Source organism: Microbacterium sp. SL75 (genome assembly GCF_026625865.1).
GTDB lineage: Bacteria > Actinomycetota > Actinomycetes > Actinomycetales > Microbacteriaceae > Microbacterium.
The window spans coordinates 171231-183816 of sequence record NZ_CP113067.1; the positions used below are offsets into that span (position 1 = coordinate 171231).

At 71.8% G+C, this 12586-nt stretch carries 8 protein-coding genes; all 8 read right to left on the bottom strand.

The window, feature by feature from the left end; all coding sequences use genetic code 11:
- Positions 1-55: 55 nt before the first annotated feature.
- The 8 genes from OVA17_RS00755 to OVA17_RS00790 are packed head-to-tail and all read right to left on the bottom strand — an operon-like array spanning position 56 to position 12575.
- Positions 56-3715 (bottom strand): efflux RND transporter permease subunit, encoded by a 3660-nt coding sequence (locus OVA17_RS00755; RefSeq protein ID WP_267787585.1) that lies wholly within the window; start codon positions 3713-3715, stop codon positions 56-58.
- A gap of 14 nt (positions 3716-3729) precedes the next feature.
- Positions 3730-4860, bottom strand: coding sequence for a beta-ketoacyl synthase N-terminal-like domain-containing protein (locus OVA17_RS00760; protein WP_267787586.1), 1131 nt, complete (start codon positions 4858-4860; stop codon positions 3730-3732).
- Complete coding sequence (locus OVA17_RS00765; RefSeq protein WP_267787587.1) at positions 4857-5396, bottom strand: hypothetical protein; 540 nt, start codon at positions 5394-5396, stop codon at positions 4857-4859. The genes OVA17_RS00760 and OVA17_RS00765 overlap by 4 nt, the downstream gene beginning before the upstream one ends.
- Positions 5393-6592 (bottom strand): MFS transporter, encoded by a 1200-nt coding sequence (locus OVA17_RS00770; RefSeq protein ID WP_267787588.1) that lies wholly within the window; start codon positions 6590-6592, stop codon positions 5393-5395. Before OVA17_RS00770 ends, OVA17_RS00765 begins: the two co-directional genes overlap by 4 nt.
- Positions 6579-8771 carry an SDR family oxidoreductase gene (locus tag OVA17_RS00775; RefSeq protein ID WP_267787589.1) on the bottom strand — a complete coding sequence of 731 codons (2193 nt, stop codon included), beginning with the start codon at positions 8769-8771 and terminating at the stop codon, positions 6579-6581. Before OVA17_RS00775 ends, OVA17_RS00770 begins: the two co-directional genes overlap by 14 nt.
- Positions 8768-9676 carry a hypothetical protein gene (locus OVA17_RS00780; RefSeq protein ID WP_267787590.1) on the bottom strand — a complete coding sequence of 303 codons (909 nt, stop codon included), beginning with the start codon at positions 9674-9676 and terminating at the stop codon, positions 8768-8770. The genes OVA17_RS00775 and OVA17_RS00780 overlap by 4 nt, the downstream gene beginning before the upstream one ends.
- Positions 9673-11349, bottom strand: a complete 1677-nt coding sequence (locus OVA17_RS00785; RefSeq protein WP_267787591.1) for a thiamine pyrophosphate-binding protein — start codon at positions 11347-11349, stop codon at positions 9673-9675. The genes OVA17_RS00780 and OVA17_RS00785 overlap by 4 nt, the downstream gene beginning before the upstream one ends.
- Positions 11346-12575 (bottom strand): aldehyde dehydrogenase family protein, encoded by a 1230-nt coding sequence (locus OVA17_RS00790; RefSeq protein WP_267787592.1) that lies wholly within the window; start codon positions 12573-12575, stop codon positions 11346-11348. Before OVA17_RS00790 ends, OVA17_RS00785 begins: the two co-directional genes overlap by 4 nt.
- Positions 12576-12586: the final 11 nt, after the last annotated feature.

The following is a 12586-nucleotide window of genomic DNA, read 5'->3' on the forward strand; positions in this document are numbered from 1 at the left end:
AGGTGTCGCCGGAGGCAACGACGCACGTTCTCACACCGCCGCGATGGGCGAGCGCTCACGCCCCGTCGGCGGCGGGGGCGGTCGACCCTTCTCGCGCGCGACGCTGTTGAGCGCGGCGCTCTTTGCGGCGCTCCACGAGCAGGTACAGCACCGGCACGAGAACGAGCGTCAGCAGCGTCGACGAGATCAGCCCGCCGATGACCACGATCGCCAGCGCGCGCGAGACGAAGACGCCGCCACCCGTGAACCCCAGCGCCATCGGAACGAGCGCGAGCACCGTCGCGGCCGCCGTCATGAGGATCGGGCGCAGACGGAGCCGGGCGCCGTCGATCACCGCCGACAGCAGGTCGTGGCCCGCAGCACGACGGCCGTTGACGAGGTCGACGAGCACGATGGCGTTGGTGACGACGATGCCGACGAGCATGAGCATGCCGATCATGGCGGGGATCCCCAGCGGCGTGTCGGTCGCCAACATGAGGGCGATGGCGCCCGTGGCCGCGAACGGGATCGACACGAGCAGGATCAGCGACTGCGCGAGACTCCGGAAGGTTGCGGCCATGATCAGGAACACGATGGCGATGGCAGCGAGCATCGCGAGGGCGAGGTGGGCCAGCGAGGCATCCTGCTCGGTGGCGCCACCGCCCAGACTCACGGTGACGCCGTCGGGCAGCTCCACGAGACCGAGAGCGGCCTCCACGTTGAGGAGCACGCCCCCGGGGTCGCCGCCCGTCGGTGTCGCGGTGAGGGTGATCGCGCGCATCCCGTCGGTACGGGTGATCGAGGAAGGACCGGTCGAGGTCGCGACGGTGGCGATGTCTCCGACCTCGATGGGGGTCGCCCTCACATCGGCGAGGGCCTTCTGCTGATCGGCGAGGGCGGCCGCGCGGGCCCGCTGCGCCACGGTCTCGTCGCGGGTCTCGATGAGGCCGTCGATCTGCGTGCCGAGCTGCGCGATCGATGCCCGCACCTGAGCGATGCTCTGCTGCAGCTGAGCGATCTGCTCGTGACGCTGCGCCTCGCCGAGGCTGTCGGCGAGAGCGTCGACGCTCGCCTGCGCCGCGGCCGCCTGCTGAGCGGCGGCGGCGGGATCTGGGGCCGGATCGGCCGGGGGCGTCGTCGACGCCGGCGGCGGGCTCGCGGTGAGGAGCGTGTTCAGCTGAGCGACCAGATCGGCGAGCTGCGTCTGCGCGGAGGAGCGCGCCGACCGCGTCTCGGCGAGTTGATCGCTCAGGCTCTCGTCCTGTCGCGCTTCAGCGGCGGCCTGCTCAGCGTTCTGCGCGACGACGAGCGCATCGGAGGCCCGCTTCTGCGCGGTCGCCTGCTGGAGGGCCGAGACCGGGAGCTCGAAGCCGGCGATCTGCGCCGGGGTGGCGTCGTTGGCCTGACCACGCAGGACCACCTCGTGGCGATGTCCGTCGAGCTCGACGGTGCCGACGCTCGCTCCCCGCAGACTGTCGTGGATCGCCCGGCCCACCTCCGCCTGCGTGAAGCCGTACTGGGCGGCGCGACGCTGGTCCACGCTCACCGCAAGGATCGGCTCGTCGGCGACGGCATCGGTGCGAAGGCCCTCGAGATCGCGCAGCTCGGCGAGCGCCGCCCGCACCTGCTCGGCTCCGGCGGCGAGGGACTTCTCAGAAGCACCCGACACCGTGACGGTGAGGTCGGAGTTTCCTGTCGAAGAGGTGCCGTGCACGGCGATCTGACCGACGCCCTGGACCGACGACAGCTCCGCCCGGAGCCTCGCCACGGCGATCTGGGGGTCGGCATCGTCGTTCAGGATCACGGTGTGGGTGACAGATTTCTCGGTCACGTTGGTGAGGGCGGTCGCGACATCGTCGTCGGCATCGAGGATCTCCTCGATCTGCGCGGCTCGCTCGCTCGCTGCGGGCAGAGACAGGCCGGGAGGCATGGCCTGCGTCACCGAGACCGTGCGCTGACCGTCGTCGTCGAAGAAGCTCTCACGCAGCGCACCCGACGCGACGACGGTGAGCACGAAGACGACGACGGCGACGGCCAGGGTGCCCGCCGGCCGGCGAAGGGCGAGATGCAGGAGCGGAACGTACGCGGCCTGGAGACGGTCGAGGGGCTCGGTCCCCTGCCCGGCGACGATGCCGGGCACGCCACGACGACGGCGACGCTCGTTCTCTCGCTCGACCACCTGTCGACGGCGCTCCGCCTCTCGGTCCTCCCGCTGGCGGCGACGTCGTTGGAGAGCGGCGAACCTCTCCGGAGAGAGCGGACGGGGCGGCCTCCGCATGACCCATGACGCCAGCACCGGCACGACGGTGAGAGACACGAGCAGAGACGCGAGCAGAGCGATCGTGACGGTGACCGCGAACGGTCGGAACAGCTCACCCGTGATGCCCGGCACGAAGGCGATCGGCGCGAAGACCGCCACCGTGGTGAGCGTGGAAGCCGTGATGGCGCCGGCCACCTCACGCACCGCCTGCACGATGCCAGGGTCCGTCGATACCCCGGTTTCGCGATGCCGAGCGATGTTCTCGATCACCACGATCGAGTCGTCGACCACGCGGCCGACGGCGATGGTGAGCGCGGCGAGGGTCAGGATGCTCAACGAGAAGCCGCCGACGGCGAGACCGATCATGGCGATGAGCAGCGAGAGCGGGATCGAGATCGCGGTGATGATCGTGGCCCGCACCGACAGCAGGAACAGCAGGATCACGCCGATGGCGAAAGCCAGGCCCAGCGCTCCCTCGGTCGACAGGTCGTGGATGGACTGCTCGATGTACGGTGCCTGATCGAAGATCGTGGTGAACGCGACGTCGGAGCCGAGCGCGTCGCGCCGGTCGTCGAGAACGCGGGCGACCTCGTGCGAGACCTCCACCACCCCGGCCTGCGGCGTCTTCGTCACCGAGATCGTCACCGCGGGCACGCCGTCGACGCGCGCGAGCGAGGTCTCGGGTGCGCTCTCGAGCGCGACGTCGGCCACCTCGCCGACCGATACGGGGCCGTTCTCACCCGGAATCACCAGTGCCGCCACCTGATCGGTGGAGGTCGGAACGCTACCGACCTCCACCGCGAGGGCGGTGTCGCCCTCACGGCTGGTTCCGGCCGCTGTTACCGAGAGCGACGCGGCCAGCACGTCCTGCACCTGCGAGGCCGTGACGTCCTTGGCGGTGGCGTCGGACGGACGCATCGTCACCACGAGACGCTCCTCGTCGACGCCGGTCACCGTCACCTCGCGCACGCCGTCGACGGCCCTGAGGGCGGGCACCAGCACTCGCTGCACCTCATCGCCCAGCAACGCGGCGTCGCCGGCCGACGTCACGGCCACCTGCACGGCGGGAAGGTCGTCGGTCGACCCGGCGTACACCTCGGTGACCACGTCCCTCGGGAGGGCGGCCTGGGCCGCACCGACCGCCGACCGCAGGTCTTGCACCACCTTCTCGGCATCCAATCCGTACGGCCACTCGACGCTCACTCTCGAGACGCCGCCACCCGTGGTCGAGGTGACCCGGTCGACGCCCGGCACGGCCTTCACCGCGTCTTCGAGGGGAACCGTCACCTCTTTCTCGACCGAGGCCGACGAGGCTCCCGCGTAGGTCGCGACGACCGACGCGGTGGGCGGCTGAAGCGAGGGGAGGAGTTCCTGCCGGAGCCCGGACGCGGCGATCAGCCCCGCGGCGACGATGAAGATCGAGACGAGGACGACGAGGAGACGGTTGGCGAGGCTCAGCCTCGTCAGCGAAGACACGGTGGAAGTTCCTCTCAGCCGAGTTCCGGGGACTCGGTCGTGTGGTGCGGGGTGGCGGGACTGATCCGTCGGAGGAGCACGCTGGCGTTGTTGCCGCCGAATCCGAAGGCGTTGACCAGGGCGTGCTCGACCGGCCGGTCGCGGCGGAGCGCAGGTCCCTCGACGGGGAGGTGAACGCCCTCGACCTCGACGGGATCGCGCAGCCCCACGGTCGTCGGTATGCCCCCTTCCCGCACGGCGGCGACGGCCACGGCGATGCCGGGGAAGGCAGAGGCGTGCAGCAGGTGGCCGAGAGCGCCCTTGTGCGACGAGACGGCGACCGCCGGCCACCCGCGCTCCGCGACGAGTCGCGACACGGCCTCGAGCTCGGCCGCATCACCCTGCACCGTGCCGGTCGCATGCGCGTGCACGTAGTCGACTCCGGTCGCGCCGGCCTCGTCGAGCGCTCGTGCCATGCAGGCGTAGACGACATCCGGGTCGGAGGCGACCGAGGAACGCCCGCCGATCTCGGCGACCGATGCTGCGAGCGCGGCGAGGGGCGTGGCGCCACGAGCGGCCGGGGCCGCCGCGCGCTCCAGAAGAACCGCACCGGCACCCTCGCCGACCAGGATGCCGTCGCGCTCGCGATCGAAGGGACGCGAGGGCGCGGTCCCGATCGCCTTGACCACCCGCAGGCTCTCGCTCGCATAGGGATTGCACACCGACGCCCCCGCGACGAGGACGGCGTCGTGGATGCCGGCGCGGATCAGTCTCGCGGCGAGGTGGATCGCGAACAGCGCGCTCGCGCACGCGTGCGAGACGACGAGCGGCCGTTCCCAGCGCCGCGCGTCCGCCACGACGGTGATCGGCGCGTAGAGAGCGTTCTGCTCGCCGGGCGGCGCCTCGGCCTGGGCCGCGAGCAGCAGGAGGGGCGGCGGCGAGTTCTCCGGCCACCGCGCCTCGGCGAGGGCCTCACCGATCGCCGACGCGAGCCATGAGGACGGGGCGGCACCGTCGAGTACGGCGCGATCGATGGGCCGCGTCGCCGCGTCATCGCTCGCGCCGACGGCGGGCGCGCGGCCGGCGAAGAGGCCGTCGAGCAGTGCCGGTACTCCGCGGCCATAGGCCGACACCAGCCCGACACCCGTGACGACGACATCGCTCATGCTCCGCTCCCCACGAACGAGGGGCAGTCGACATGCGCAGCCAGGAGGTCGCAGTCCTCGGGGTGCGGCCCGTGCAGCTCGTATCGCACGACGAGCGCCGACCGGCATCCCTCGAGCAGGGATGCCACGAGCCCCGCGTCGAACGCGGACGCCAGCACGAGACAGGATCGCGGCCGCCCGCTTCCCCGGGCGGCAAGCGCCGCACGGACGGACTCGGAGGTCTCCATACCCGTCGAGTCGGTGGGACGCACGCGGGCCGTCTCGTCGTCGACCGTGACGACCAGACGCCGCGCGAAGGCCGTGGCGAACGCGCCGGCGAAGACGAGCAGGAGGTCGACGGCGTCGAAAGACTCGCCCACGACGGGGGCGAGAAGGTCGAAGGACCGCCGCACCGCGGTCTCGGGCACGCGCCGGGTGCCCTCGGGGAGCGTCTCGATCGCGAGCGGGGAACCCGAGAACGGGTACTCCGCCGCAGCGAACCGGTGGGCCAGGCCCGGCCGCGGGCTCACGCCTACCCAGGAACAGCCGGCAGTCATGATGCCTCCCCCGCCTCGGCGACCATCGGTGCGGGCCGGTCAGCGGCATCCATCGCCCGCAGTGCCCACGGCGCCGCCAGACCTCCCAGCAGGGCGATCGCCGCGAGGACGACGCACGCGACCTGCCACGAACCGACCTCGTAGGCGATCCCCGCGAGAGCCGTGCCGACCGCGCCTCCCGCGAGGGCGGCGGCCTCGTAGGCGCCCATCGCGGTCCCGAACCGCGAGCGACCGGTCGACTCGGCGACGACGGCCTGCTCGACGGGCATCACGATGGCCCAGGCCACGGCGCTCAGCACCCACAGGATCCCGATGACCGTCGGGGTGGGGGCGAACGCCAGGCCCACCGCGAAGGCGCAGCTCAGACCGGCGGCGATCAGCAGAGCCCTGCGGCGGCCGATACGGACGACGACGACGTGCAGCGGCTTCGGCAGGACCGCGAGCGCGATGGCCCCCGGGAGAAAGACCCACGCGGCCTCGATCACGCCGAGCTCGAAGTGCTTCTGCAGATGGATCAGGAGCACGATGCCGATGCCCGCCTCGGCAGCCGTCGAGCCCACGACCGCGCCGAGCAGGGGTGCGAGCCGCCGGACGAGCCCGCGGGCCGGGCCGGGAGAGCGTTCCTGACGAGACCGCTCGGCGGGCAGGAGCGCCACGAGCACCGCACCGGCCAGACAGGCGAGGGCAGACAGCAGGAACAGGCCGGTGTACCCGACGGCGCCCAGCGCCGACAGCCCAGCGACGAAGGCGATCCACGCACCGGTCTCTTCCGCCGACACCAGGCTCGCGAACGCCGTCGCGTCCGACACGTACTGCTCGCTCACCATCGCGCGCAGCGCCACCCACAGCACGGAACCGCCCACCCCGCTCACGACGGCCGCGGCGAACGCGACCGCGACGACGCCGTCCGTCGCGAGAGCGTACCCCGCGACCCCCAGACCGTAGATCACGGCACCGAAGGCCGCGACCACGCGCCGGTCGGCGCGATCCGCCGCCCAGCCCGCCAGCGGGCGGGCCGCGCACGACACCACCAGCTCGAGGGCCACGAGAAGACCGATGGCCGTGGCATCCAGACCGAGGGCCAGGCCCGCCCAGAGGGGAACGACGAAGTCCAGCAGGTCAGCGGGGCCCCGCGTCAACGCCGCGGCACAGCGCAGGAACGACCACCTCGATTCCCGCGGATCACGAGCTGACATCGGCGACGGTTTCCTTTCGCGCGGCGGCCCGTCCGGCTTCCGCTTCGGCGGCGAGACGTGCGCGGTCGATCTTGCCGGTGCCGAGCCGGGGCACCTCGGCGACGAGGACCACCCGGTTGGGCCACTCGTGTTCGGGGAGCGCGGCTCTCACCCGCTCTGCCACCCACTCGGCCCGCGTGTGCGTGCCGGCGTCCTCGATGAACGCGGTGAGGTGAGCGCCCCGACGCTCGTCGGCCAGAGCAATCAGCGTCAACGGAACGCCCGCTCGATCGGCGCGATCTTCGAGGTGGGCGGGATAGATGGTGTGGCCCCCGCGATGCACGGCCCCCGCCCGGCCGATCACGCGCAGGGCGCCGTGGGCATCGACGGAGCCGATGTCTCCGGTGCGGTACCAGCCGTCCTCGACCTCAGCGGGCCGATCGTCGCCGATCGTCGCGGTGAACAGAGCTTTCGAACGGATCCACAGCTCGCCCGTCTCACCGGGCTCCACCAGCGCCCCATGGGGTCGGCGGACCGACAGTTCGACGCCCGGCAGAACCCGCCCCAACCCCTCGGGCCGTTCGAGCGTCGCGAGAGAGACGTTGCCCAGCTCGGTCGAGCCGTAGCCGTCGAGCAGCGACCGCCCGGTGATCCGCAGGAACCGCTCGGCGAGCGACGGCCTCAGCGGAGACCCACCGACGCACCACATGCGCACGCGCGGTGCCATCTCGACGCAGCCGCGTTCCTCCAGCAGATCGAGGATGTCGGCGATGACGGGCGGAGTGGCATCCACCACCGTCACGCCGCGGGGAAGCGCGGCCCGCAACGTCTGGACCGGACGGCGATGGTTGCCCATCACCAGGGTGCACCCCACGAGCCACCACGCGAGCACGAGCGAGAGACCGTACTGGTGGCTCAGTGGCAGCAACGGCAGCAGAACGTCGTCGGCGCGGTACCCCATGGCGTCGACGGTCGCCCGGACGTTCTCGAGCACGGAGGAACCGGAGCGCACCACACCGCGCGGTCGCCCCGACGAGCCGGAGGTCCACAGGACGATGCCGTCATCGCGGTCCTCCCACGCGGGGAAGCCCGCCGTGGTACGGCGATCGCACCCGCAGTCGAGGTGCGCGCCGACCGCGGCGACGACCGGGCCGGCACCACCGAGGTCGACGCGATCCCGCACGGGCGGCAGGCCCCGGGCCGTGATCGTGGCCGCACATCCGGTGCGCGCGGCGATCTGCTCCACGTCAACGGCGGGAAGGCCGGGGTCGAGCAGCACGATCGAGACCCCGGCATCCATCAGGGCGAGAAGGACGAGTGCTGTCTCGGGTGTCGACTCGTCGCATACGAGCACGCGGGAGAACGTCCGCAGACCCCGATCTTCGAGATGCTCGCGGATACGACCGACCATGTCCGAGGCGCAGAACGAGCGGCCCTCCACTCGCCGGACGCGCGGGCATTTTGTCGTCGCCGCACGCTCGAGGAACCACGCCGCGCCGCCGTGGAACACGATCTCGCCGTTGCGGTGGGGCCGGGCGATGGCTTCGATCACCGTCTGCGCGACGTCGGAGGTCGTCGCGAGCCTGCCGATCTGCCTCCGTCGTTCCGCGGTGGAGCCCGGCCGCAGCCGTTCCATCAGCAACGTCGTCGCGGAATCGACCACGACATCGGCCGAGACGACCACCAGTCGTGCCCCGACGGCGGCGATGCGCTCGGTGAGCGCGAGCAGCGCATCCTGTCCCGCGCGCTTGGATGCGGCGACCGTCTCGTACTCCGGCTCCGGCGCGACCTCGCGGCTGAAGTGCGCCTGATGGCTGGTGAGGTACACGATCACACCGCCGTCGCTCATCACGGGCAGGGCGTCGCCGACGAGTTGGGCCAGAGCATCCCGGTTCAGCGCGAAGGCGTCGTGCGCGGTGCTCCCCTCCTCCATTCCCCCGGATGCCGCGAGCACGAGGACGTCGATGCGCTCGAGGCCCGAGATGAGGTGTCGCCGCGCTCGCGGATCGCGCAGGTCTCCGACGCGCACGTCGATCTCGTGCGCGCCCTCGGCGACGGCCCTGTCGGAGAGACGACGGGCACGCGCGAGCTTCTGCCGGCAGCCGACGACGACCCGCTCCCCCGCGACGGCGAGTCGGCGGGCGACTTCTGCGCCGATCCCGCGCGAGCCGCCCGCGACCACGACGGTGCGCCCCGTCACGCGAGGGCCTCCGACACGGCCGCGGGCGAGATCGGAACGGTCTCGAAGCGGTCGCCGCCGTGCCTGCGGAAGGCCGACGACGGGCCGGGCACGATGAGACCCGTCACGCCGACGGCCTCCAGGCCGTCGTACAGCGTCGTGCCCACCGTCGGGTGCGTCCACCCGTCGAGCAGGTCGGTGCGCACCTCCTCGGCCGTGTTCAGCACCGCGCCGGTGACGTCGGAGACGATCGGCACGGCGGGGTCGTCGAAGACCACGCCCGCGTAGGCCTCGAGCTCCACCCGCTCGCGCACGGGCATCATCCGGGGGCAGTGCTCGGCCCGATCGATCGTGTAGTAGACGATTCCGCGGCGCGCGCGCACCGCGTTGTCGAGGCGTGCGATCGCCGCGGCCGTTCCCGAGACCGCGTACACGCCCCGATCGCCCCGCACCGAGACCTCCGCCCACCCGTCGGGCTCTCCCGCCGCGCGCACGAGCGCCTCGATGTCGGCATCCGCCACCCGTGAGAAGAAGATGCACGCGAGCGGCACGTCGAGACCGGCGAAGAACGCCCTCTCCGCCGCGGTGCTCCGCGACAACAAGCCGACCATCTCACCGAGTGGCAGACAGCCCGCGGCAACGGCTCCGGCGAACGCGCCGAAGCTCTGACCGCAGATCGCTTGCGGGCGCAGGCCTCTCTCGTCGCGAGCCCACTCGGCGAGAGCGAGGTTGATCGCGAGGAAGGCCGTCTGGTACGGCTCCCAGTCGTAGATGTCGGCGTTCGCGTAGGCCTCCTCGAGGTCGTACCCCAACGCCTCGCTGCACTCGTCGAACAGGCGCCGGGCGACCGAGAACCGGTCGAGGAAGCGACGCACGTGACGGTGACGCGCCGGCGTGAGACCGGGGAAGAGAAGAGCGTGCATCATCGGCCCTCCCCCGCTGTCGCGGGCGGTCGCGGCAGCGGAAAGTCACCGGCCAGTTCCTCGAAGCCCGGCGCGACATCGTCGAGCGAGACGGCGACGTCGAGCACGACCGCACGGCCCGTCGCGGCCCGCCCCCAGGCCCGACGCACGGCCTCGGCGAGCTCCGCGGCATCGTCGCACCCCTCGTAATCGAGCGCGTACGCGGCGCACAGGCCGCGCACGACCGTGCGGCTCCCCACGAACGAGAACGGTGCGCCGGCGCGGCGCCGGTTCGCTTCGAGCCACCCGAAACCCCCGTTGGTGAGGACCACGACGAGAACCGCGCTGTCGATCTCGGCGAGGGCCGCGAGGTCGGGCCCGATCGAGCTGAAGGCGCCGTCACCGCCGATGACGACCACCGGACGCGGGTCGCCCAGGGCCACGCCGCGGACCGCGGCCATGCCGAACCCGAGCGGGGTCTGCTCGCTCGGAACGAGACACGCGGCGTCGCGACGCACGATCCAGTGCGGGAAGACGTACGACCAGATGTCCTGCAGGCCGTTCTCATGGATGCTGACCCGTGCCGTCGGCACGGCGGCGTCCACTTCGCGCAGCACGTCCTTCACTCGCGGAATCGCTCCGTGTGCCGTCACCGGCGCCGGGTCATCCCCCGCCCGGAGCGCCACGTGCGCGGCGGCGACGGCGGCCGACCAGCTCGAATCAGCAGGGACGGTCGGCAGGGCGGTACGCCAGGCGCGCACCACGTCGGCGACATCGGCCACGATCCGTTCCGTCGCCCAGGCCGGGGTGAACTCGCTCTCGTCGTCGAGCACCTGAACGATCCGGCATCCGGGGGCCAACCCGGTATCCCAGCCGAAAGTCGCTGTCTCTTCCAACCGGGAGCCGAGCGCGACGATCACGTCGACGCTCCGCAGGATCGCGGCGGCCCCGTCCGGTGCGTAGAGACCGCTGACCCCGAGGAATGCCGGGTGCGTCTCATCGATCACTCCCCGACCGGATGCCGTGACGGTGACGGCCGCGCCGAGCCGGTCGACCAGTGCGACGATGTCGTCGCCGAGCCCGGTGTCGGAGCAGCCGCCCCCGACCACGACGAGGGGCCGTCTCGCGTCGCGGACGACGTCGGGCAGGGGCACGTCGGGGCTCGTCCGCCTGCGCTGCGGTGGGCGGACGCGCGCCGCAGATGACGGTGGAAGACCCTCCGGGACCTCGAGGATCACCGGTCCGCGGCCCCGACCCCGGCTCAGCCGGAACGCTTCGGCCAGCCCGCCGGCGACCGTGTCCTCGTCGACGCGGATCGTGCCGACGGTCAGCGCTCCCAGCGCCTCGATCGGATCCAGCTCCTGGAAGGCGCCCGTTCCGAGCCGGTCCAGGGGCACGCCCGAGCTGATGAGCACGAGCGGGTGACGCTGAGAGCGCGCTTCGAGCAGTCCGGTGGCCGCGTGGGTGAGGGCCGGCCCCTTGCCCACGAAACAGACCGACGGCCGGCCCGAGATCCGCCCGTACCCGATGGCCTGATAGGTGGCGTGTCGCTGGTCGCGAGCAAGCACGACCCGGATGCCGCTGCGCTCGAGCGCTCCGAGGATCGTCATGTCGTCGCCGGGCAGCCCGAAGACCGTGTCGACGCCGTGCGCCGTGAGCCCCTCGGCGACCCGATCCCACACGGTGTCGCGCGTCATGCGCTCACGTCCTCTGCCCGGAGCCGCGGAAGGTAGGCGGAGAGGCCTTTCGACAACAGGATCGGTTCGGGGCGGACGACGCCGTCCACGGCGATGTAGTTCGCCATCGCGCCGCGGCCGCCCAAGGGGGCGTTCCCGTCGTCGACGGCGAGCAGCGTCTCGTCGACGGTCAGCGTGTGACGGCGCGAGAGCGCCGATACCAGCCGATTCGTGGGCCCGAACACCGTCGCGCCCATCGCACGCTCGTGGTATTTGCCGGAATCGAGCGTCTCCACGACCGCGGATTCGTCGTCGTACAGGCCGACGTTGAAGATCGGGGAGAAGAACTCGAGGATCTCCATCCGTCGCGCGTCGTCCCAGACGAGCACCGTGGGCTCGATGTGACGCGAGCCGAAGTGGATGCGGCCCCCGCGATGGATACGGCCCTGGTGGCGGTCGAGGTAGTCCGCGATGTCGCGCACGATCCCCGGATAGCAGATGTCGCCGTAGTCGCTCCGCGGGTCGTCGTAGGCACCGTAGCGCACCTCGTCCAGGCGTCGATCCAGCGCCGCGAGCAGACCATCGGCCGCGTCGCGCTCCACCCAGATCGCGTCGGGTCCGAGGCAGTCCTGGCCGGAGTTCAACAGGCGGATGTCGACGATGCCGCGCGCCGCGTGTTCCAGGTCGGCGGTCGCCGTGACGACGATGGGGTTGATCCCCGAGCCGAGGAAGAACATCATCTGATCGCGACGCAGGCGCGCCCGGATGCGCTCGGCGTTCTGGTATGCGCCGGCGAAGACGACGACGGGCGCGGTGGGCACCGTGCGTTCGACGAACTGGCGCTGCGTCTCGTCGCGGATCTCGATCGCGAAACCGTGCTCGGGCGCGAGCAGCGCGTGCAGACGCGCCACGGTGTCTCGGACGTGGGATGCCGGGCGGACGAGGACGCGCGAGGCGTAGAGCGAGGGCACGAGCGCGTAGAGGACGTACGAGTAGAGCACCACGTTCGACGGCAGGAAGACCGCGATGGCCGATACGCGGGGCGGGCGATGCTCGGCGACCTCGGCACCGGCTCCTCGCAGCGCTGCGACGGCGGCATCCACCTCGTAGTCCGCCGCCTTCCTCGTACAGATGACCGTGAGGATGGCCAGGACCTCCGCCCGGCGCGCCTCGATGACGTCGGCGAGCGCGGAGAGCTGTTCGGGCATGGCGAAGCGCGCCGCGGGCGAGGCGTGGGTCTTCTGCATGGTGTCCTTCG

Coding starts and splice junctions, on each gene's coding strand:
- OVA17_RS00785 (WP_267787591.1), bottom strand. CDS start 11,349: ATGACGCGCGACACCGTGTGGGATCGGGTCGCCGAGGGGCTCACGGCG.
- OVA17_RS00780 (WP_267787590.1), bottom strand. CDS start 9,676: ATGATGCACGCTCTTCTCTTCCCCGGTCTCACGCCGGCGCGTCACCGT.
- OVA17_RS00760 (WP_267787586.1), bottom strand. CDS start 4,860: ATGAGCGATGTCGTCGTCACGGGTGTCGGGCTGGTGTCGGCCTATGGC.
- OVA17_RS00790 (WP_267787592.1), bottom strand. CDS start 12,575: ATGCAGAAGACCCACGCCTCGCCCGCGGCGCGCTTCGCCATGCCCGAA.
- OVA17_RS00765 (WP_267787587.1), bottom strand. CDS start 5,396: ATGACTGCCGGCTGTTCCTGGGTAGGCGTGAGCCCGCGGCCGGGCCTG.
- OVA17_RS00770 (WP_267787588.1), bottom strand. CDS start 6,592: ATGTCAGCTCGTGATCCGCGGGAATCGAGGTGGTCGTTCCTGCGCTGT.